The organism is Polymorphospora sp. NPDC050346, assembly GCF_040655695.1.
Taxonomy (GTDB): domain Bacteria; phylum Actinomycetota; class Actinomycetes; order Mycobacteriales; family Micromonosporaceae; genus Polymorphospora; species Polymorphospora lycopeni.
Window position 1 is genome coordinate 409,837 of sequence record NZ_JBFAKM010000002.1, and the last position, 19,033, is coordinate 428,869.

Sequence of the window (19,033 nt, forward strand, 5' to 3'; positions counted from 1 at the left end):
GTGCCCGAACCGACCGGTCCGGCGACAGCGGGTTTCAGCGGGTCACCCGCAGTACCCGGTAGCCCTTCTGGCTGGCGTGCCGGTCGACCCGGAAACCCTGATCGACCAGCCAGCGGTGGAGCGAGTCGCCGCCGAGGTGCCGGGCCACGACGAGCCAGCCGACCCCGTCCGGCGCGAGCCGGGGCAGCCAGCGGGTGAGCATGGCGTGCAGTTCGGCCTTGCCGATCCGGATCGGCGGGTTCGACCAGATCTGGGCGAAGACGACGTCGTCGGGTACGTCGTCGGGCGCGGCGACCCGGACCCGGTCGGCGGCGCCGATCCGGGCCGCGTTCTCGGCGGCGAGTTCCCGGGCGCGGGCGTTGACGTCGACGGCGTGGACGGTGGCGGCCGGCGCGACGGTCGCCAGCGCGCACGCGATCGGCCCGTAACCGCAGCCCAGGTCGAGCAGGTGGCCGGTGGTACCGGCCACGGGCAACTCGCCCTTGCGCAGCAGTACGGCCGTGCCGGGGTCGAGCCGCCCGGCGGAGAAGACGCCGCCGGTGGCGACCAGGGTGAGACCGTGCCCCGCCACGGTGAACTCGATGTCGCGGCGCTGATCGGGGCTGGTCGGTTCAGCGGTGAAGTAGTGGTCGCCGGTCACGTCAGGCATTCTCGCCCACGGCGTACCCGGCACCGCTCCTGGCTCCTATGGTGCGAAAAGTACTGTTCATCCAGAAGGTCCACTCTTTCGATTGACGCAAAACCTCAAGTGCGGTAAGGGATCTCCAACCTCCGTTACCCTGACCGGCATGGTGTACGGGCACCGGCCGCACCCCGACGGACGTCCATCCCCGCCGGGCCGCGACCACGCCCCACCCAGCCCCTACGCCCGGTTCAGCCGGTCACCCCAACCACCGTCCGGCCCACCCGACGAGCCGGCCGACCCACACCGCCCGGCCGCTTCCGATGGCCGCAAACCGCCCCGGCCGCACCCGCCCCCGGCCGGCACCGGCGCGATCGCGGACTACCTGCCCAGCTACCTGCCTCCCGAGCCCCCTACCTCCGGCCATCGCCGTCGCCCGGCCACCGAGCCGTACGCACCTCCGGACGACCGACCCGCGATCCCGCGCGGTCCCGCGAACGACCCGTCACCGGCGGGTCGTCGCCGGGCCCGGGCCGACGCGGACACCCCACCTGCCCCGACACCCCGGCCGGCACGGACAGCCCAGGGACGGCCCGCCCCGGTCCCGCCCCCCGCACGGACGCCCCCCGACCGCCCGGCGCCGTCACCCGTGCCCCGGCGCCAGCCGGCACCGCCCGGCCCGCCCCGGGCCCTCCCACCGTCGCCGGCCCCGACCCGTGCCCTGCCACCAGCGCCGGGTTCCGCCCGACCGGCCCTGCCACCGGCACCGGGTCCCAACCGCGCCCTGCCGCCGGGTCCCGCCCGCGCCCTGCCGCCGGCACCGGGTCCCACCCGGTCGGGCCCGCCACCGGCGGGTTCACCGGCCGGCCCCGCCCGGCCTCGGCCCGGGCCCCGGCCGGCCCCCGCACCCGAACCCGGGCGGGACACCACCATCGGCGGCCCCGTCGCCAACCGCCCCTCGGCGAAGGCGAAACTCCAGGCCCTGATAAGCGGGATCGCCGTGGTGGTGCTGCTCGGCGTCTGCGGCCTCACCTCCTACTTCCTCGTCGCCGACGAGCGCAAGGGCCGCGACGCCCGCGCCGCCGGCGGCCCGGCCGTCGCACAGCCGCGCGACATCACCTCACAGGCCGTCGATCCGGCGCCGCTCACCGTCGAAGAGGTCTTCCCCACCGCCGACCTCGTCATCAACCCGAAGGAGCCGCCCTACCAGGTATTGAAGACCGAGGTGGCGCCGGACTGCGCGGGCGCGGCGGGCGGCGGCATCGCCGAACTGCTCGGCGGCGCCGGCTGCACCCAGGTCGTACGGGCCACGCTCCGGTCGCCGAGCGGCGAATACCTGCTCACCGCCGGGATCTTCAACCTGGTGGACGAGGCCGCCGCCGGCCGGGTCCACGAAGGCATCAAGCCGCTCGTCGCCGAGGAGAGCGGTCGCTTCCAGGGCATGGTCGCCGGAGCCGGCACCGAACCCGTCGTCCACTCGTCGGGCCAGGTCGGCTGGCATTTCCGGGGCCACTTCCTGGCATACGCGGTCATCGCGAAGGCCACCGGCGACGAGATCGATCCGGGCGACCAGCACGCCCGGCAGATCCTCTACGACGTCATCGAACTACACCTACGCGGCACCGTGCTGGAGCGCCGGGCGACCGTCGCCGACGGGGAGGCCGGGCCGGCGGCCGCGGCTCAGCCCGGTAGCTGAGGCTCGACCCGCAACCGGCGGGTGGTCTCGGCCCGGCTCGCGTACGCGGCAGGGTCCTCGGGATAGCCGACCGCGACGAGGGTCAGCCCGTGCGCCGGCGCCACGGTCACCTCGCTGGACCGTTCGCGGTGCCGCAGCAGGCCGGCCGGCCAGTCCGGCGGGCGGCGCCCGTCGCCGACGACGAGCATCGCCCCGACCAGGCTGCGCACCATCGACTGGCAGAACGCGTCGGCCTGCACGGTCGCGACCAGAATGCCGGCGGTGTCGCGTCGCCAGTCCAGGCGGGTGACCTCGCGCCGGGTGGTGGCGTTCTCCTTGCGCCGGCAGTACGCCGCGAAGTCGTGCTCGCCGACCAGGCCGGCGGCGGCCGCGTTCAACCGGTCGAGGTCCAGCGGCCGGGGCCAGGCCAGGATCTCGTGCCGGCGCACCGGCTCGACCCCGTGCGCGGCATCGGTGACCAGGTACTCGTACCGGCGGTAGGTGGCCGCGAACCGCGCGTCGAAGTCGTCGGGGACGGCGGTTGCCGCCCGTACCCGGACGTCGCCGGGGAGCATGCCGGACAGCCGACGGACGAGCGTGTCGGCCCGGTCGGCCCAGGCCGCGGCCGGCAGGTCGACGTGGCACACCTGCCCGGAGGCGTGCACGCCGGCGTCGGTCCGGCCGGCCACGGTCAGCCCGGTCACCGCCTCCGGGCCGAAGATCCGGTGCAGGGTCTCGGCCAAGACGCCGGCGACCGTACGCCGCCCGGGCTGTGCCGCCCAGCCGGAGAAGTCGGTGCCGTCGTACGCCACATCCAGCCGTACCCGGGTTCGTCCGTCCACTTCGTACTCCCAATATGACCGGGCCCGGCACCCCGTGACGGGGTGCCGGGCCCGGTGTGCCTTGTGGGCGGATTACTTGGTGTCTTCGCCCTCGGCCTTGTCGCCCGGGCCCTCCGCACCGTGGTCGCCGGACGCCGACTCCGGCGCCTCGGCGTCCTGGTCCGCTTCGGCGGCGGCCGGCTTGGTCTCGGGCTTCTCCGCCTCGGCGGGGGCGAGCGCCTCGACCTTGTCCTGCTGGGCCGCCTTGCGGGCAGCCGACTTCTTGCCGCCGCCGGACTCCGCGACGACGAGCTCCTCGACCAGCTCGATGATCGCCATCGGGGCGGCGTCACCCTTGCGCGGACCGGTCTTCACGATCCGGGTGTAGCCACCCGGACGGTTGGCGTAGCGCGGCGCGATCTGGTCGAACAGCGTGTAGACCACGTCCTTGTCGCGTACGACGGTCAGCACCCGCCGACGCGCGGCCAGGTCACCGCGCTTGGCCTTGGTGATGAGCTGTTCCGCGAGCGGGCGCAGCCGCTTGGCCTTCGTCTCGGTCGTGCGGATCTTGCCGTGCTGGAACAGCGCGGTGGCCAGGTTGGCCAGGATGAGCCGCTCGTGCGCCGGGCTGCCGCCGAGGCGGGGGCCCTTGGTGGGCGTGGGCATTGTTGGTGCTCCTCAGTATTGGCAGCGGATCTTAGAGCTGCTCGGTCTCGCGGTAGTCGTCGGTGTCGTAGTCAACCTCGCCGAAGGAGTCCACGACGTTCGCCGGGTCGAAGTTGGGCGCCGAGTCCTTCAGGCCCAGCCCCATGCCGGCGAGCTTCATCTTGACCTCGTCGATCGACTTCTGACCGAAATTCCGGATGTCGAGGAGGTCGGCCTCGGTACGCCCGATGAGTTCACCAACGGTGTTGATGCCCTCGCGCTTGAGGCAGTTGTAGGACCGTACGGTCAGGTCCAGCTCCTCGATCGGCAGCGCCAGATCGGCGGCGTGCTGGAGGTCACCCTGCGACGGGCCGATGTCGATGCCCTCCGCGGTCTCGTCCAACTCGCGGGCCAGGCCGAAGAGCTCGACCAGGGTCGAGCCGGCGGACGCGATCGCGGTCCGCGGCCCGATCGACGCCTTGGTCTCGACGTCGATGATCAGGCGGTCGAAGTCGGTGCGCTGCTCGACACGGGTCGCCTCGACCCGGTAGGTCACCTTCAGCACCGGCGAGTAGATCGAATCGACCGGGATGCGGCCGATCTCGGCGCCGGCCTGCTTGTTCTGCGCGGCCGTCACGTAGCCGCGGCCCCGCTCGACGGTCAGCTCCATGTCGAGCCGGCCCTTGCCGTTGAGGGTCGCGAGCTTGAGGTCGGGGTTGTGCACCGAGACACCGGCCGGGGGCTGGATGTCACCGGCGGTGACGTCGCCCGGGCCCTGCTTGCGCAGGTACATGCTGACCGGCTCGTCGACCTCGGAGCTGACGCTCAGTTCCTTGACGTTCATGACGAGCTCGACCACGTCCTCCTTGACACCGGGGATCGTGGTGAACTCGTGCAGCACGCCGTCGATCTTGATCGACGTGACCGCCGCGCCCGGGATGGACGACAGCAGCGTACGCCGCAGCGAGTTGCCGAGCGTGTAGCCGAAGCCGGGCTCCAGCGGTTCGATGGTGAACCGGGACCGGGTCTCGCTGATCGACTCCTCGGTGAGGGTCGGCCGCTGGGTGATGAGCACTGCGTTCTCCTTGTGTCGGGGCGCCCACCATTTGACGCCCGCAACCAATGTGGTGTGGAGCGGCCCCGCCGGCTCGCGCCGGCGGGGCGGTGCTCCGGACCGGCCCTGACGGGCCGGGTGAGCCCCCGGTCGACCCGTCGGGGTCGGTCGGGCCGGTCGGCCACGGGGGCCGGCCGGACTACTTGGAGTAGAGCTCGACGATCAGCTGCTCCTGGACCTGCGTGTCGATGACCTGGCGGGCCGGGAGCGAGTGCACGAGGATCTTCATCTGGCTCGGGATCGCCTCGAGCCAGGCCGGAACGGTGCGCGAGCCGGCCTCGGCCTGCGCCACGATGAACGGCGTCATCTCCTTGGACTTCGCCCGGACCTCGATGATGTCGTGCTCCTTCACGCGGTACGAAGGAATGTCGACCTTCGTGCCGTTGACCGTGAAGTGGCCGTGCTTGACCAGTTGGCGGGCCATGTCGCGGGACTTGGCGTAGCCAGCCCGGTAGACCACGTTGTCGAGCCGCGACTCGAGGATCTGGAGGAGGACCTCACCGGTCTTGGCCTGCTTGGCCACGGCCTCCTCGTAGTAGCCGCGGAACTGCCGCTCGAGCACGCCGTAGACGCGGCGGGCCTTCTGCTTCTCGCGGAGCTGGAGCAGGTACTCGGTCTCCTTGGTCCGACCACGGCCGTGCTGGCCGGGCGGGAAGGGACGCGATTCGAACGGGCACTTCGGCCCGTCGCACTTGCTGCCCTTGAGGAACAGCTTCATCTTCTCGCGCCGGCAACGACGGCAGTCGGCACCCGTGTAACGAGCCATCTCTATCTACCTCTCAGACCCGGCGACGCTTCGGCGGACGGCACCCGTTGTGCGGCTGCGGCGTGACGTCGGAGATCTGCCCGACCTCGAGGCCGACGGCCTGCAGCGAACGGATGGCGGTTTCCCGGCCGGAGCCGGGGCCCTTGACGAACACGTCGACCTTGCGCATGCCGTGCTCCATCGCCCGACGGGCAGCCGCCTCGGCGGCGAGCTGCGCGGCGAACGGGGTCGACTTGCGGGAGCCCTTGAAGCCCACCTGGCCAGCGGAGGCCCAGGAGATGACCGCACCGGTCGGGTCGGTGATCGACACGATGGTGTTGTTGAAGGTGCTCTTGATGTGCGCCTGCCCGTGGGCGACGTTCTTGCGTTCCTTGCGCCGGACCTTCTTTACAGCGGCTCCGGCACGAGCCTTAGGTGGCATAAGTCAGTGCGCTCCTGTTTGTTTCCAAAAGATCGGTTGCTGATCGCACGGCCGTTCTCGGCGGCTCGTCGCCGTGCTCTTCGACGACGAACGACCCGTCTGACCCCGTCAACTTCCGTAGACCCCAGATCGGTAGCGGCCCGGTCAACCACGACGGCGAACGACCACCAGTTCCGATCAAGGACCTACTTCTTACCGGCCTTCTTCTTGCCGGCGACGGTCCGCTTCGGGCCCTTACGGGTACGGGCGTTGGTGCGGGTCCGCTGCCCCCGGACGGGAAGACCACGGCGGTGCCGGATGCCCTCGTAGCAGCCAATCTCGACCTTGCGGCGAATGTCGGCGGCGACCTCGCGGCGCAGGTCACCTTCAACCTTGTAGTTGGCCTCGATGTGATCGCGGAGCTGGACCAGCTCCTCGTCGGTGAGGTCCTTGGTGCGCTTGTCGGGGCTGATGCCGGTCGCGGTCAGGGTCTCGATCGCGCGGGTCCGGCCGACCCCGAAGATGTAGGTGAGCGCGATCTCCAACCGCTTGTCGCGGGGGAGATCGACGCCGACTAGACGTGCCATGTGCGGGCGTACTCCTCGTGTTTTCCTCACGGAGGTCTGTGCCCGACCCACCCCGCCTGCCCAGACGGGCCCCGGCCTCCGACCGGGGGTCTGCCGCGCGTGTGCGCCCTCAGGGGCGAAACTCCCGCGGCTGGGACGAGCTTGTTCGGTTGTGCGATCTGCCAGCGGCAGGGACTCAGCCCTGGCGCTGCTTGTGGCGCGGGTCGGTCTTGCAGATGACCATGACCCGGCCGTGCCGCCGGATGACCCGGCAGTTGTTGCAGATCCTCTTGACGCTCGGCTTGACCTTCACGGTTTGCCTTACTTCCCATCTACACCCGGCGGCGCGACGCGTCACGCGCCGGACTTCGAGGACGGACACGGGGACATCCCGGCCGTCGTCAGGTGTTACTTGTAGCGGTAGACGATGCGCCCGCGGGTCAGGTCGTAGGGCGAGAGCTCGACGACTACCCGGTCCTCGGGCAGGATGCGGATGTAGTGCTGCCGCATCTTGCCACTGATGTGAGCCAGCACCTTGTGACCGTTGGCCAACTCCACCCGAAACATCGCGTTCGGCAGTGGCTCGATGACCCGGCCTTCGATTTCAATGGCCCCGTCTTTTTTCGGCATGTCCTCCGCTGTCCTGACGTCGGTTTATCCGGATGGCACACAGCACCTTTCACGGATCACCCCGCCCGCGGGGGACGTGCCCCTCGCGAGGTGGAACGATCCGCGCCAGCCGCGGCTCCAAGACCCACCGGAAGCGCGGGGTGGGCATGATGGAGTGGACGCTGTGCGCCGATCAGCCAGTGTACGCGCGCCCAGGTATCGACGGCAAACCGAGGTCTCGGTCACCCGACCGCAGGTCGCGGTTCAGTCGTCGTACTCGTCCTCAGATTCCTTTTGCGCCTTTTTGCGCGCTTTCTTCTCCGCCTTGGCCTGTCGCTTACGGGCTTCCTTCGCCGCCCACTTCTGCGGCTCGCCGGTGACCAGACCGCTGATCGTGATCGCGATCAGCACCGCCCCCCACGGCCCGGCCACCCATCCCGGCCAGAAGTAGATCAACTCCTGGCTCATCAGGCAGATGACCGCCCAGATGCCGACCACGATGCCGACCGTGAGGCCGTAGCCGTCCCACGTGTCGGCCAGCCAACGCCGCGTCGCGTGCGGATAGTGCCCGTCCGCCTCGGGCGCCGCGAACTCGCCCTTCTCCCCGATCGGCACGAGCTGCGCCTTCGCCGCGGGGATGGTGCCCGGCAGGTCCGAGAGCAACCCGTCAAGATCGGCGTACGTCTTCGCGAGGTAGACCTGCTGTAGCCGTTCGTCGTATTCGTGCAGTTCAAGCCGGCCTTCGCTCAACGCGACCCGGAGTTGCTCGGCGACCGCCTCCCGATCGGAGTCCGCCGCGCGCATGTCTTCACGCCGATCCATGCCTACGAGGATGCCACCTCCGCCCCAGGAGGTTCGCGCCGGTCGACCGTCCGTGCCGCCGGGCGTCGCCGTCACGCCGGCGAGGACGTCGCCGGCTGTCGCGCGGTCACCAGATCGCCCAGCCGGCCCCGGCCGCCGTCCGGTGCGGTCAGCACCCAGATGCCGTCGTCGAGGATCGCCGAGGAGTGCTCGACGTGCGCCGCGACCGACCCGTCCCGGGTGACCACGGTCCAACCGTCGGCCAGTTCGGCGGTCTTGGGCGATCCCATCGTGATCATCGGCTCGATCGCCAGCGCCATGCCCGGCACCAGCGCCGGGCCACGTCCCGGCCGGCCGTGGTTGAGCACGTGCGGGTCCTGGTGCATCTCGGTCCCGATGCCGTGCCCGCCGTACCCGTCGACGATGCCGTAACGGCCGCCCTTGCGAACCGCCGTCTCGACGGCGTGGGAGATGTCGGTGAGCCGCCCCCGGCCGGCGGCGGCACCCTGGGCCGCCGCCGCGATACCCGCCCACATCGCGTCCTCGGCGACCTCGGCCATCCGCAGCAGGGCCGGGTCCACGTCGCCCACGCCCACCGTGATCGCCGCGTCCCCGTGCCAGCCGTCGAGTACGGCCCCGCAGTCGATCGAGATGAGATCGCCGTTCCGCAGTACCTGGCGCGGCGACGGGATGGCGTGCACGATCTGCTCGTTGACCGAGGAGCAGATCGTGGCCGGGAACCCGTGGTAGCCCTTGAACGAGGGGATCGCCCCCGCGTCCCGGATCACCGACTCGGCGATCGCGTCCAGATCGGCCGTGGTGATCCCGGGCGCCACCGCCTCGCGCATCCGGGCCAGGGCGGCCGCGACGACCAGCCCCGCGGCACGCATCAGGTCGATCTGCTCAGGGGTCTTTAGCTGGATGTTCAGCCGCTGACGGCGCATTGGAGGTATCGGGCCTTCCGTTGACGGTCGCGGTGCGTGCCGAGGAACCGGTACGCGACCACTTGATCGAGCCTAACCGCCGTACGACCGCAGTGCGTCGATAGCCCGTACCGTGACGTCTTCCACCGGCCCGGTCGCGTCGATACCGACCAGCTTGCCCTGGGCGCCGTAGTAGTCGACCAGTGGCGCCGTCTTGTGCGCGTATTCGACCAGCCGCTCGGCGATCGTCTCGGCCTTGTCGTCGTCACGCTGGAAGAGGTCGGCGCCACACCGGTCGCAGACCCCTTCCCGCGTGGTCGCGTCGAACTCGACGTGCCAGATCTTGCCGCAGCCCCGGCAGGTGCGCCGGCCGGAAAGCCGCCGGATCACCTCGTCGTCGTCGACGACCAGCTCCATGACGAGGTCGAGCGCGGTCCCGAGGTCGGCGAGCAGCTTGTCCAGGGCCGCGGCCTGCGGGGTCGTCCGGGGGAACCCGTCGAGCAGGAACCCCTCGGCAGCGTCCGGCTCGGCGAGCCGGCCCCGGACCATGTTGATGGTGACCTCGTCCGGGACCAGCTTGCCCGCGTCCATGTACCGCTTGGCCTCGACTCCCAGCGGGGTGCCCTGGGAGACGTTGGCCCGGAAGATGTCCCCCGTCGAGATCTTGGGCACGGACAGGTGAGCGGCGATGAACTCCGCCTGGGTCCCCTTCCCCGCCCCCGGGGGGCCAACCAGAACCAGTCTCATTTACCGCAGGAACCCTTCGTAGTTCCGCTGCATGAGTTGACTCTCGATCTGCTTCACGGTTTCCAATCCGACGCCGACCATGATGAGCACCGCGGTGCCACCAAACGGGAAGTTCACGTACTGGTCGCTGTTGAGCCAGATGAAGAAGAAGTTCGGCAGGATCGAGATGAGGCCCAGGTAGAGCGCGCCCGGCAGGGTGATCCGGCTCAGGATGAAGTCGAGGTACTCCGCGGTCGGCTTGCCCGGGCGGATGCCGGGGACGAAACCGCCGTACTTCTTCATGTTGTCCGCGACCTCGGTCGGGTTGAACGTGATCGAGACGTAGAAGTACGTGAAGAAGATGATCATCAGGAAGTAGACCGCGATGTAGATCGGGCTACGCGGGTCGGCCAGGTTGTTCTGCACCCAGATCTGGACGTCGCCCGGGTCGTTCGGGTCGAAGAACTGAAGGCCGAGCTGGGGCAGGTAGAGCAGCGACGAGGCGAAGATGACCGGGATGACACCGGCCTGGTTGACCTTCAGCGGGATGTAGGTCGAGGTTCCGCCGTACATCCGGCGGCCGATCATCCGCTTCGCGTACTGCACCGGGATGCGGCGCTGCGCCTGCTCGATGAAGACCACCGCGGTGATGACGATCAGCACCAGGGCGATCACGAGGGCGAACATGCCCCAACCGTTGGTGGTCTTGATCGACCAACCCTCGCTGGGGAGCCGGGCGGCGATCGAGGTGAAGATCAGGACCGACATGCCGTTGCCGACGCCGCGGTCGGTGATGAGCTCGCCGAGCCACATGACCAGGCCGGTGCCGGCGGTCATCGTGATGACCAGAACCGTGACGGTGAGCCAGGTCGGCAGACCGGTGCCGGTGGGGATGATCGCGAACTGCGGGTCGGTCTGCGGGCAGTTGCCCTGGAAGAGCTGGCCGGAGCGGGCCAGCGCGACGAAGGCCGACGCCTGGAGCACACCGAGCCCGAGAGTCAGGTAGCGGGTGTACTGGGTGATCTTCGCCTGACCGGACTGGCCCTCCTTGCGAAGCTGCTCGAGTCGCGGGATCACGACTGTGAGCAGCTGCAGGATGATCGAGGCTGTGATGTACGGCATGATGCCGAGCGCAAAGACCGACAGCGAGAGCAGCGCTCCACCGGAGAAGAGGTTCAGCAGTGTGAAGACACCGCTGGTCTCCCCGTTCTCCATGGCGTCGATGCAGTTCTGCACGTTGCCGTAGGACACGCCGGGGCTGGGGATCGTCGCGCCGAGCCGGTAGATCGCGACGATAGCCACTGTAAACAGCAGCTTCTTGCGCAGGTCAGGCGTGCGGAACGCACTGCTGAAGGCGGAGAGCAACTCTTTCCTCCTGCGCGAGGCGGGCCGCCGGCTGAGTCAGTGGCGGTCAGGGTTGGTCCCGGGCGGGTGGGGCCCGAAATCCATGGCTGGGACTCGGACTGTAACAGTCCAATCGGTTTCAGGGCAGGTGCGTCCTGCCACATCCACCGGCACCGATATTAACGGGACGATTGGTCCCTTAGTAGACCGTGGCGCCCGCCAGTTGGTTCCAACTGATCGGACGCCACGATCCCAGTACTTCCTTACAGCTCTGTTACCGAGCCACCGGCAGCGGCGATCTTCTCCTTGGCCGAGGCGCTGAACGCCTGGGCCGACACCTGGAGCTGGACGCCGCCCAGCTCACCGGTGCCGAGAACCTTGACCGGCTGGCCCTTGCGTACCGCGCCGGCCTCGACCAGCTCGGCCGGGCCCACCTGGCCGCCCTCGGGGAAGAGTTCCGCGAGCCGGTCCAGGTTGACCACCTGGAACACGACCTTGTTCTTGTTCTTGAAGCCCTTCAGCTTCGGCAGGCGCATGTGGATAGGCATCTGCCCACCCTCGAACGCCGCCGAGATGTTCTTGCGGGCCTTCGAACCCTTGGTGCCTCGACCGGCGGTCTTGCCCTTGGAGCCCTCACCGCGACCCACACGGGTCTTGGCGGTCTTGGCACCGGGGGCCGGACGAAGGTGGTGAACCTTGATCGTCATTAGTCGACCTCCTCGACCTTCACGAGGTGGTTCACGGTGAAGATCATGCCCCGAATCTCGGGCCGGTCCTCCTTGACCACCACGTCGTTGATCCGCTTGAGACCGAGCGACCGCAGCGACTCACGCTGGTTGCGCTTGGCACCGATCTCGGACCGGAGCTGGGTGACCTTGAGACGTGCCATCGTCATGCCCCCACACCCGCGCGGGCCGCCAGCATGGCCGCCGGCGCTACGTCCTCGACCGGAAGACCCCGACGGGAGGCGACCGCCTCCGGCGATTCGAGGGCCTTCAGAGCGGCCACGGTCGCGTGCACGATGTTGATCGGGTTCGACGAGCCGAGGCTCTTCGAGAGCACGTCGTGGATACCGGCGCACTCCAGCACGGCACGCACCGGGCCACCGGCGATGACACCCGTACCGGCGCTGGCCGGCTTGAGCAGGACGACGCCAGCGGCGTCCTCGCCCTGCACCGGGTGCGGGATCGACGCGGCGATCCGGGGCACCTTGAAGAAGTGCTTCTTGGCCTCCTCGACGCCCTTGGCGATCGCCGCGGGCACCTCCTTGGCCTTTCCGTAGCCCACACCCACGGTGCCGTCACCGTCGCCCACGATCACCAGGGCGGTGAAGCTGAAGCGACGACCACCCTTCACGACCTTGGCCACCCGGTTGATGGCGACTACCCGCTCAAGGTGCGGGGTCTTCTCGACGGGCGCGTTTCCGCGGCCGCCCTCACGGCGGTTGTCGCGGCGACCACCCTCGTTGCCACCGGACCCGCCGCCACGGCGCTGTTGACCTGGCATCAGCAGCCTTCCTTCCTTCTCGTGACGGGGTTAGAACTCAAGCCCGGCTTCGCGGGCGGCGTCGGCGAGCGCGGCGAGACGCCCCGCGTACCGGTTGCCACCACGGTCGAAGACGACCTTGGAAACGCCAGCGGACTTGGCACGCTCGGCGAGCAGTGCGCCGACCTTGCCCGCCAGGGCGCTCTTGTCACCCTCGGCACCGCGGATCGACGCGTCCAGGGTCGAGGCCGACGCCAGGGTGTGTCCCTTGGTGTCGTCGACGATCTGGGCCGTGATGTGCCGCAGCGAACGGGTGACGACCAGGCGCGGACGCTCGGCGGTGCCGCTGATGTTCTTGCGCACCCGGAAGTGCCGACGCGCCCGCCCGACGGCGCGCTTGGCAGCGACGCCGCGACGACGCTTGAGCAGCGTGGCGGTCACTTCTTACCTGCCTTTCCAGCCTTACGGCGGATTACCTCGTCCAGGTACTTGACACCCTTGCCCTTGTAGGGCTCCGGCGGACGGATCTTCCGGATGTTCGCGGCGACCTCACCGACGAGCTGCTTGTCGATGCCGGCCACGTGGAACAGCGTCGGCTTCTCCACCGTGAAGGTGATACCCGCCGGCGGGGTCACGAGGACCGGGTGCGAGAACCCGAGCGCAAACTCGAGGTCGCTGCCCTTGGCCGCGACCCGGTAACCGGTGCCCCGGATCTCCAGGCTCTTGCGGTAGCCGTCCGTCACCCCGACGATCATGTTGGCGACCAGGGTCCGGCTCAGGCCGTGCAACTCCTTGGCGCGCCGCTCGTCGTTCGGCCGGTTGACGTGCAGCTCGCCGTCCTCGCTGCGCTCAGCCGTGATCGGCTCGGCGAGGGTGTGCGACAGCTCGCCCTTCGGGCCCTTGACCTTCACGGTCCGCCCGTCGATCGTGACCTCGACGCCAGCCGGCACCGGGATCGACTTACGTCCAATACGCGACATTATCGATCATTTCCTTCGTTCGCGACTGCGGGGCTCCGCTTCGCGGCGCACTTGGTGCTCACGCCAGGGCCCCCGTTACCAGACGAAGGCGAGGACTTCCCCGCCAACGCTCCGCTTGCGGGCCTGCCGGTCGGTCAGCAGTCCCTGCGACGTCGAAATGATCGCCACACCGAGTCCACCGAGCACCCGCGGGAGCCCGTCCGACTTGGCGTAGACCCGCAGACCGGGCTTGGAGACGCGCTTGATGCCGGCCAGGCTCCGCTCGCGGTTCTGGCCGTACTTCAGCTCGACGACCAGTCGCTTGCCGACGGCGCCCTCCGCGGGCTCCTCGACCGACCAGGTCGCGATGTAGCCCTCGGCCTTGAGAACCTCGGCGATGTTCGCCTTGATCTTCGAGTAGGGCATCGTCACCTGGTCGTGGTACGCCTGGTTGGCGTTACGCAGACGAGTGAGCATGTCTGCGATCGGGTCGGTCATCGTCATGGGTTCTGTCAGCCTTTCTCGCCGGGGTTCCCGGGGCTCGCGCCCCGGGCCTACGGCGAAGAGCAATAGCTAGTTACCAGGAAGCCTTGGACACGCCGGGCAGCTCACCGCGGTGAGCCATCTCCCGGATGCACACCCGGCAGAGGCCGAACTTGCGGTAGACCGCCTTCGGACGCCCGCAACGCTGGCAGCGGGTGTACGCGCGAACCGAGAACTTCGGCTTCGCGGCCGCCTTGAGGATCAGCGCCTTCTTGGCCATTCGCTCAGTTCTCCTTGAACGGGAAGCCCAGGAACTTCAGCAGCGCCCGGCCCTCGTCGTCGGTCGTGGCGGTCGTGACCACCGTGATGTCCATGCCCCGCTGACGATCGATCCGGTCCTGGTCGATCTCGTGGAACACCGACTGCTCGGTCAGACCGAACGTGTAGTTGCCGTTCCCGTCGAGCTTGCGCCCGTCGAGACCGCGGAAGTCGCGGATACGCGGCAGCGCGATCGACAACAACCGGTCGAGGAACTCCCACATCCGGTCGCCACGCAGCGTGACCTTGGCACCGATCGGCATGCCCTCCCGCAGCTTGAACTGCGCGATGGACTTGGTGGCCCGACGTACCTGCGGCTTCTGGCCGGTGATCGTGGCCAGGTCGCGGACCGCGCCCTCGATCAGCTTGGCGTCGCGGGCAGCCTCACCGACACCCATGTTGACGACGATCTTGACGAGGCCGGGCACCTGCATCGGGTTGCCGTACTGGAACTGCTCGCGCAGCTGCCCGATGATCTCGTTGCGGTACCGCTCCTTGAGGCGCGGGGTGATCTTGGTCTCGGTAGCCGTGGTCATCACAGGTCCTTACCGTTGCTACGCGCGATGCGGACCTTCTGGCCGTTGTCGTCGAACCGGTACCCGACCCGGGTCGGCTTGCCGTCGGAGTCGAGGATCTGCACGTTCGAGACGTGGATCGCAGCCTCCTGGGTGACGATGCCACCGGTCTTCGCGCCGCGCTGGGTGGTGCGGATGCGTTCGTGCTTCTTGACTCGGTTCACGCCCTCGACCAGGACCTTGTCCTGCCGCGGGTAGGCCGCGATGACCTTGCCCTTGGCACCCTTGTCCTTGCCGGCGATGACGATGACCGTGTCGCCCTTCTTGACCTTCACAGTCACAACACCTCCGGGGCGAGGCTGATGATCTTCATGAACCGCTTGTCCCGCAGCTCACGCCCGACAGGCCCGAAGATACGGGTCCCGCGCGGGTCACCACCGTCCTTGATGATCACGGCGGCGTTCTCGTCGAAACGGATGTACGAACCGTCCGGGCGCCGCCTCTCCTTGGCGGTGCGGACGATGACCGCCTTGACGACGTCGCCCTTCTTCACACCGGCACCCGGGATCGCGTCCTTGACGGTGGCCACGATGACGTCGCCGATGCCCGCGTAGCGCCGACCGGAGCCACCGAGCACCCGGATGCACAGGATCTCCCGGGCACCCGTGTTGTCGGCGACGCGCAGTCGCGACTCCTGCTGAATCACGTCTATCTCCTATGTCTGCCGGTTCTCCGGCCGCTCGCGCGGCCGGAGCCTGGCGGAACCCGCGCCCGGCGACGCCGGACGAGCTCGAAGCCTTCGCTACTTGGCCTTTTCCAGGATCTCCACGACCCGCCACCGCTTGGTGGCAGACAGCGGGCGGGTCTCCATCAGCAGGACCCGGTCGCCGATGCCGCACGAGTTCTGCTCGTCGTGCGCCTTCAGCTTGCTGGTCCGGCGCATGACCTTGCCGTACAGCGGGTGCTTGACCCGGTCCTCGACCTCGACGACGACGGTCTTTTCCATCTTGTCGCTGACCACAAGCCCCTCGCGCACCTTGCGCTGGGCCCGCGGAGCGGCGGCCGTGTTCTCGGTCATGCTGCAGTCACCTCATCCGGCGCGACCGAGAGCCCCAGCTCACGCTCACGCATGATCGTGTAGATCCGGGCGATCTCCCGACGAACGACCTGGAGCCGGCGGTTGTTGTCCAACTGCCCGGTCGCGCTCTGCACGCGGAGGTTGAACAGCTCCGCCTTGGCCTCGCGGAGCTTCGTGACCAGCTCCTCGTCGGAGAGCTCACGCAGCTCGGCGGCCTTAACGCCCGCTGCCATCAGGATTCACCCACTTCGCGCGTCACAATGCGGCACTTCATCGGGAGCTTGTGGATCGCGCGGCGCATGGCCTCACGCGCGATCTGCTCGTTGGGGAAGGACATCTCGAACAGAACCCGGCCGGGCTTGATGTTCGCGACCCACCACTCCGGCGAACCCTTACCGGAACCCATCCGGGTTTCGGCCGGCTTCTTGGTGAGGGCCTGGTCCGGGAAGACGGTGATCCAGACCTTGCCACCACGCTTGATGTGACGGGTCATGGCGATACGGGCCGACTCGATCTGCCGGTTGGTGACGTACGCCGGCTCGAGCGCCTGGATACCGAACTCGCCGAAGACCACCCGGTTGCCGCCCTTGGAAGCGCCGCTGCGATCCGGGTGGTGCGGCTTGCGGAAGCCCTTCGGGGGCTTGCGCGGCATCAGCATGTGTCAGCCCTCCTGCGCTGAGCTGTCGTTCCCGGCCGAAGCCGGGGCGGCCGCCGCGGCGGCGCTGTCGTTCGGGGCTTCCGCGGCCTGCGCAGCCTGCGCGGCCCGTCCGGCCTCGGTGCCGCCGGCGGTCGTGCCGGTCGAACCGGAGCGACCACGACGCGGCCGCTCGGGCCGGTCGCCGCGCTCCCGACGGGGACGCGCGGGACCCGCCTCGGCCGGAGCCTCCCGGCCCGGCACGGCGTCGCCCTTGTAGATCCAGACCTTCACGCCGATCCGACCGAAGGTGGTACGGGCCTCGAAGAAGCCGTACTCGATGTTGGCGCGCAGCGTGTGCAGCGGAACGCGACCCTCGCGGTAGAACTCCGTACGGCTCATCTCCGCACCGCCGAGGCGGCCGGAAACCTGCACCCGGATGCCCTTGACGATCGAGTTCTTCATCGCCGACTGCATCGCCTTGCGCATCGCCCGCCGGAAGCTGACCCGGCTGGAGAGCTGCTCGGCGACGCCCTGCGCCACGAGCTGCGCGTCCGACTCGGGGCTCTTCACCTCGAGGATGTTGAGCTGCACCTGCTTGCCGGTCAGCTTCTCCAGCTCGCCACGGATCCGGTCGGCCTCGGCACCCTTACGGCCGATGACGATGCCCGGCCGGGCGGTGTGGATGTCGACCCGGACCCGGTCGCGGGTCCGCTCGATGTCGACCTTCGAGATACCCGCCCGCTCCAGGCCCTTGGACATCATCCGCCGGATCTTGACGTCCTCGGCGATGTAGTCCTTGTAGAGCTTGTCGGCGTACCAACGGGACTTCCAGTCGGTCGAGATGCCGAGCCGAAACCCGTGCGGGTGAACCTTCTGACCCATTACTCGGCACCTTCCGTGTTACTCGCAGACTCGCTGGCCTGCGCCTTGGTCTCCGGTTTCGCCTCGGCGGGCGCGGCCTTCTTCGCCGCGGCCTTCTTCGCCTGACGCGCCGCCGGCGCAACCGCTTCCACCGCAATGGTGATGTGGCAGGTGCGCTTGCGGATCCGGTAGGCCCGGCCCTGCGCGCGCGGCTGGAACCGCTTCATGGTCGGGCCCTCGTCGACGAACGCCTCGCTGACGAGCAGCGCGTCGGGGTCCAGCCGCTCGTTGTTCTCGGCGTTGGCGATCGCGCTGGCGAGCACCTTGTAGACCTGCTCGCTCGCGGCCTGCGGCGCGAACTGGAGCACCGTGAGCGCCTCCTTCGCGGGCAAACCGCGGACGAGGTTGACCACCCGGCGCGCCTTGTTCGGCGAGATGCGCACGTAACGCGCAATCGCCCGCGCGCCCGGGAGCACCGGAGCGTCGCCCTTAACTGGCATCGCTGAAACCCCTTGATCCTCTATCCGTGGCTGCCGCGTCAGCGGCGGCGGCTCTTCCGGTCGTCCTTCTCGTGACCCTTGAACGTGCGGGTGAGCGCGAACTCGCCGAGCTTGTGCCCGACCATCGACTCGGTGACGAACACCGGGACGTGCTTGCGCCCGTCGTGCACCGCGATCGTGTGCCCCAGCATCTCGGGGATGATCGTCGAGCGTCGCGACCAGGTCTTGATGACGTTCTTCGAGCCCTTCTCGTTCTGCGTCTCCACCTTCTTGAGCAGGTGGTCGTCGATGAACGGGCCCTTCTTCAGGCTGCGAGGCATGTCTTGACTTCTCCTTAGCCGCGCTTGCGGGTCGCGTAGCGGCGGCGGACGATCAGCCGGTCGCTCGGCTGGCCCTTACGACGGGTACGGCCTTCGGGCTTACCCTGCGGGTTGACCGGGTGGCGACCACCGGAGGTCTTACCCTCACCACCACCGTGCGGGTGGTCGACCGGGTTCATGGCGACACCACGGACGGTCGGGCGCTTGCCCTTCCAGCGCATACGGCCGGCCTTGCCCCAGTTGATGTTTGACTGGTCGGCGTTGCCGATCTCCCCGACGGTCGCCCGGCACCGCACGTCGACCCGCCGGATCTCACCGGACGGCATCCGCAGCGTGGCGTAGGCGCCTTCCCGGCCGAGCAGCTGGATGCCGACGCCGGCCGAGCGGGCCAGCTTGGCACCGCCCCCCGGACGCAGCTCCACCCCGTGGATCGTGGTACCGACCGGGATGTTGCGCAGCGGCAGGTTGTTGCCCGGCTTGATGTCGGCCGTGGGGCCCGACTCGACCGTGTCGCCCTGCTTCAGGTCCTTCGGCGCGATGATGTAGCGCTTCTCGCCGTCGGCGTAGTGCAGCAGCGCGATCCGCGCGGTGCGGTTGGGGTCGTACTCGATGTGGGCGACCTTCGCCGGCACGCCGTCCTTGTCGACCCGCTTGAAGTCGATCAGACGGTACTGACGCTTGTGTCCACCGCCCTGGTGCCGCGCGGTGATCCGGCCGTGGGCGTTGCGCCCACCCTTCTTCGGCAGCGGAGCCAGCAGCGACTTTTCGGGAGTCGACCGCGTGATCTCGGCGAAGTCGGCGACGCTGGAGCCACGACGGCCCGGGGTCGTCGGCTTGTACTTACGGATAGCCATTGTCTATACCC

Annotated in this window: 31 protein-coding genes; 1 reads left to right on the top strand and 30 read right to left on the bottom strand. The window is 68.9% G+C overall.

Annotated features, from left to right (window positions below; translation table 11 throughout):
• Positions 1-34: 34 nt before the first annotated feature.
• Positions 35-640: a methyltransferase gene (locus AB0I42_RS04380; protein WP_357534077.1), complete on the bottom strand. Its 606-nt coding sequence runs from the start codon at positions 638-640 to the stop codon at positions 35-37.
• A 982-nt stretch (positions 641-1,622) separates the two neighbouring features.
• On the opposite strand from AB0I42_RS04380, the gene AB0I42_RS04385 reads away from it, so the two are divergent.
• On the top strand, positions 1,623-2,318 hold the full coding sequence (locus AB0I42_RS04385) for a hypothetical protein (RefSeq protein WP_357534078.1): 696 nt from the start codon (positions 1,623-1,625) through the stop codon (positions 2,316-2,318).
• On the opposite strand, the gene truA is transcribed toward AB0I42_RS04385, so the two are convergent.
• From truA to rplB, 29 genes are all read right to left on the bottom strand, one after another.
• On the bottom strand, positions 2,303-3,139 hold the full coding sequence (truA, locus tag AB0I42_RS04390; protein WP_357534080.1) for a tRNA pseudouridine(38-40) synthase TruA: 837 nt from the start codon (positions 3,137-3,139) through the stop codon (positions 2,303-2,305). The genes AB0I42_RS04385 and truA overlap by 16 nt on opposite strands.
• Positions 3,140-3,211: 72 nt before the next feature.
• On the bottom strand, positions 3,212-3,784 hold the full coding sequence (gene rplQ / locus AB0I42_RS04395; RefSeq protein ID WP_357534082.1) for a 50S ribosomal protein L17: 573 nt from the start codon (positions 3,782-3,784) through the stop codon (positions 3,212-3,214).
• A gap of 31 nt (positions 3,785-3,815) precedes the next feature.
• On the bottom strand, positions 3,816-4,838 hold the full coding sequence (locus tag AB0I42_RS04400) for a DNA-directed RNA polymerase subunit alpha (RefSeq protein ID WP_357534084.1): 1,023 nt from the start codon (positions 4,836-4,838) through the stop codon (positions 3,816-3,818).
• Positions 4,839-5,016: 178 nt separating this feature from the next.
• The gene (rpsD, locus tag AB0I42_RS04405; RefSeq protein WP_357534086.1) at positions 5,017-5,643 is read right to left on the bottom strand and encodes a 30S ribosomal protein S4; all 627 of its coding nucleotides are present in this window, start codon (positions 5,641-5,643) and stop codon (positions 5,017-5,019) included.
• Positions 5,644-5,656: 13 nt separating this feature from the next.
• On the bottom strand, positions 5,657-6,064 hold the full coding sequence (gene rpsK / locus AB0I42_RS04410; RefSeq protein WP_007073011.1) for a 30S ribosomal protein S11: 408 nt from the start codon (positions 6,062-6,064) through the stop codon (positions 5,657-5,659).
• A gap of 185 nt (positions 6,065-6,249) precedes the next feature.
• Entirely contained in the window at positions 6,250-6,630 is a 381-nt protein-coding gene (gene rpsM / locus AB0I42_RS04415) for a 30S ribosomal protein S13 (RefSeq protein ID WP_357534088.1), read from the bottom strand.
• A 175-nt stretch (positions 6,631-6,805) separates the two neighbouring features.
• Positions 6,806-6,922 carry a 50S ribosomal protein L36 gene (gene rpmJ / locus AB0I42_RS04420; RefSeq protein ID WP_212822987.1) on the bottom strand — a complete coding sequence of 39 codons (117 nt, stop codon included), beginning with the start codon at positions 6,920-6,922 and terminating at the stop codon, positions 6,806-6,808.
• A gap of 95 nt (positions 6,923-7,017) precedes the next feature.
• On the bottom strand, positions 7,018-7,239 hold the full coding sequence (gene infA, locus AB0I42_RS04425; protein WP_007073013.1) for a translation initiation factor IF-1: 222 nt from the start codon (positions 7,237-7,239) through the stop codon (positions 7,018-7,020).
• Between the two features lie 243 nt (positions 7,240-7,482).
• Positions 7,483-8,022, bottom strand: a complete 540-nt coding sequence (locus AB0I42_RS04430; protein WP_357534152.1) for a DUF1707 domain-containing protein — start codon at positions 8,020-8,022, stop codon at positions 7,483-7,485.
• Positions 8,023-8,111: 89 nt separating this feature from the next.
• Positions 8,112-8,963 (bottom strand): type I methionyl aminopeptidase, encoded by an 852-nt coding sequence (map, locus tag AB0I42_RS04435; RefSeq protein ID WP_357534090.1) that lies wholly within the window; start codon positions 8,961-8,963, stop codon positions 8,112-8,114.
• A 72-nt stretch (positions 8,964-9,035) separates the two neighbouring features.
• Complete coding sequence (locus AB0I42_RS04440; RefSeq protein WP_357534092.1) at positions 9,036-9,689, bottom strand: adenylate kinase; 654 nt, start codon at positions 9,687-9,689, stop codon at positions 9,036-9,038.
• Positions 9,690-11,033 (bottom strand): preprotein translocase subunit SecY, encoded by a 1,344-nt coding sequence (gene secY / locus AB0I42_RS04445; RefSeq protein ID WP_357534093.1) that lies wholly within the window; start codon positions 11,031-11,033, stop codon positions 9,690-9,692.
• Positions 11,034-11,275: 242 nt separating this feature from the next.
• Positions 11,276-11,719, bottom strand: coding sequence for a 50S ribosomal protein L15 (gene rplO / locus AB0I42_RS04450; protein WP_357534094.1), 444 nt, complete (start codon positions 11,717-11,719; stop codon positions 11,276-11,278).
• Positions 11,719-11,901: a 50S ribosomal protein L30 gene (gene rpmD, locus AB0I42_RS04455; protein WP_212827709.1), complete on the bottom strand. Its 183-nt coding sequence runs from the start codon at positions 11,899-11,901 to the stop codon at positions 11,719-11,721. The genes rplO and rpmD overlap by 1 nt, the downstream gene beginning before the upstream one ends.
• A 2-nt stretch (positions 11,902-11,903) precedes the next feature.
• On the bottom strand, positions 11,904-12,518 hold the full coding sequence (gene rpsE / locus AB0I42_RS04460; RefSeq protein ID WP_357534096.1) for a 30S ribosomal protein S5: 615 nt from the start codon (positions 12,516-12,518) through the stop codon (positions 11,904-11,906).
• A 30-nt stretch (positions 12,519-12,548) separates the two neighbouring features.
• A complete protein-coding gene (gene rplR / locus AB0I42_RS04465) occupies positions 12,549-12,926 on the bottom strand; it encodes a 50S ribosomal protein L18 (protein ID WP_357534154.1) in 378 nt (125 codons plus the stop codon).
• Between the two features lie 8 nt (positions 12,927-12,934).
• The gene (gene rplF, locus AB0I42_RS04470; RefSeq protein WP_357534097.1) at positions 12,935-13,477 is read right to left on the bottom strand and encodes a 50S ribosomal protein L6; all 543 of its coding nucleotides are present in this window, start codon (positions 13,475-13,477) and stop codon (positions 12,935-12,937) included.
• A gap of 75 nt (positions 13,478-13,552) precedes the next feature.
• Positions 13,553-13,960 (bottom strand): 30S ribosomal protein S8, encoded by a 408-nt coding sequence (gene rpsH / locus AB0I42_RS04475; protein ID WP_212823015.1) that lies wholly within the window; start codon positions 13,958-13,960, stop codon positions 13,553-13,555.
• 73 nt (positions 13,961-14,033) lie between these two features.
• Positions 14,034-14,219 (bottom strand): type Z 30S ribosomal protein S14, encoded by a 186-nt coding sequence (locus AB0I42_RS04480; protein ID WP_007073023.1) that lies wholly within the window; start codon positions 14,217-14,219, stop codon positions 14,034-14,036.
• Between the two features lie 4 nt (positions 14,220-14,223).
• The gene (rplE, locus tag AB0I42_RS04485; protein WP_357534099.1) at positions 14,224-14,793 is read right to left on the bottom strand and encodes a 50S ribosomal protein L5; all 570 of its coding nucleotides are present in this window, start codon (positions 14,791-14,793) and stop codon (positions 14,224-14,226) included.
• Positions 14,793-15,113, bottom strand: a complete 321-nt coding sequence (gene rplX, locus AB0I42_RS04490) for a 50S ribosomal protein L24 (protein ID WP_212823019.1) — start codon at positions 15,111-15,113, stop codon at positions 14,793-14,795. Before rplX ends, rplE begins: the two co-directional genes overlap by 1 nt.
• Complete coding sequence (rplN, locus tag AB0I42_RS04495) at positions 15,110-15,478, bottom strand: 50S ribosomal protein L14 (protein ID WP_212823021.1); 369 nt, start codon at positions 15,476-15,478, stop codon at positions 15,110-15,112. Before rplN ends, rplX begins: the two co-directional genes overlap by 4 nt.
• Before the next feature lie 96 nt (positions 15,479-15,574).
• Positions 15,575-15,850: a 30S ribosomal protein S17 gene (gene rpsQ, locus AB0I42_RS04500; protein ID WP_357534101.1), complete on the bottom strand. Its 276-nt coding sequence runs from the start codon at positions 15,848-15,850 to the stop codon at positions 15,575-15,577.
• A complete protein-coding gene (gene rpmC, locus AB0I42_RS04505; protein WP_357534103.1) occupies positions 15,847-16,083 on the bottom strand; it encodes a 50S ribosomal protein L29 in 237 nt (78 codons plus the stop codon). The genes rpsQ and rpmC overlap by 4 nt, the downstream gene beginning before the upstream one ends.
• On the bottom strand, positions 16,083-16,508 hold the full coding sequence (rplP, locus tag AB0I42_RS04510; protein ID WP_212823035.1) for a 50S ribosomal protein L16: 426 nt from the start codon (positions 16,506-16,508) through the stop codon (positions 16,083-16,085). The genes rpmC and rplP overlap by 1 nt, the downstream gene beginning before the upstream one ends.
• A 3-nt stretch (positions 16,509-16,511) precedes the next feature.
• Positions 16,512-17,369 (bottom strand): 30S ribosomal protein S3, encoded by an 858-nt coding sequence (gene rpsC / locus AB0I42_RS04515; protein ID WP_357534105.1) that lies wholly within the window; start codon positions 17,367-17,369, stop codon positions 16,512-16,514.
• The gene (rplV, locus tag AB0I42_RS04520; protein WP_357534107.1) at positions 17,369-17,848 is read right to left on the bottom strand and encodes a 50S ribosomal protein L22; all 480 of its coding nucleotides are present in this window, start codon (positions 17,846-17,848) and stop codon (positions 17,369-17,371) included. Before rplV ends, rpsC begins: the two co-directional genes overlap by 1 nt.
• Positions 17,849-17,886: 38 nt before the next feature.
• Positions 17,887-18,168, bottom strand: a complete 282-nt coding sequence (gene rpsS / locus AB0I42_RS04525; protein ID WP_212823048.1) for a 30S ribosomal protein S19 — start codon at positions 18,166-18,168, stop codon at positions 17,887-17,889.
• A gap of 14 nt (positions 18,169-18,182) precedes the next feature.
• Complete coding sequence (rplB, locus tag AB0I42_RS04530; protein ID WP_212823050.1) at positions 18,183-19,022, bottom strand: 50S ribosomal protein L2; 840 nt, start codon at positions 19,020-19,022, stop codon at positions 18,183-18,185.
• Between the last annotated feature and the right edge of the window lie 11 nt (positions 19,023-19,033).